Source organism: Psychrobacter sp. 1Y4, from assembly GCF_051847555.1.
Window position 1 is genome coordinate 1 of record NZ_JBPYDE010001169.1, and the last position, 515, is coordinate 515.

At 43.9% G+C, this 515-nt stretch carries 1 protein-coding gene; it reads left to right on the forward strand.

From position 1 onward, the window contains the following. Positions 1 to 278: aldehyde dehydrogenase family protein (locus ACS8FC_RS20980; protein ID WP_439298203.1), on the forward strand; the 278-nt coding region annotated here is incomplete at its 5' end. Positions 279 to 515: the final 237 nt, after the last annotated feature.

The window sequence follows — 515 nt, forward strand, 5'->3', positions numbered from 1 at the left end:
CGACTATATTTACCTTTAAAGACGAAGCAGAAGTGATTCGTGCTGCTAACGATACCATCTATGGCTTGGCTGCTTACTTCTATAGTGGCGACTATGCGCGCTCATGGCGCGTAACTGAAGGCCTTGAGTACGGCATCATCGGTCACAATACAGGCCTCATCTCTACAGAGGTTGCCCCATTTGGCGGCGTGAAGCAATCTGGCTTTGGCCGTGAAGGCTCAAAATATGGTATCGAAGATTACATCACGACCAAATACTGGTGCTCTGATATCAGCTAATAAATGGCTCGCCTAGCATTTAACAGAGCATTTAACAAAACATTTCAGATGTCGAACGGTGTTTTATCTCAAACAAACACCGTTTGATATCACTAAGTCTCAAATGAACCGCCAATCATTAGATGGCATTTATGTTACGAATACAGAAAAGGACATTCCCATGACTACCAATCAATCATTACTTGAGCGCCGCAAAGCTGTTTTACCAACAGGACTTGGGGTTGCCTTTCCTATCTT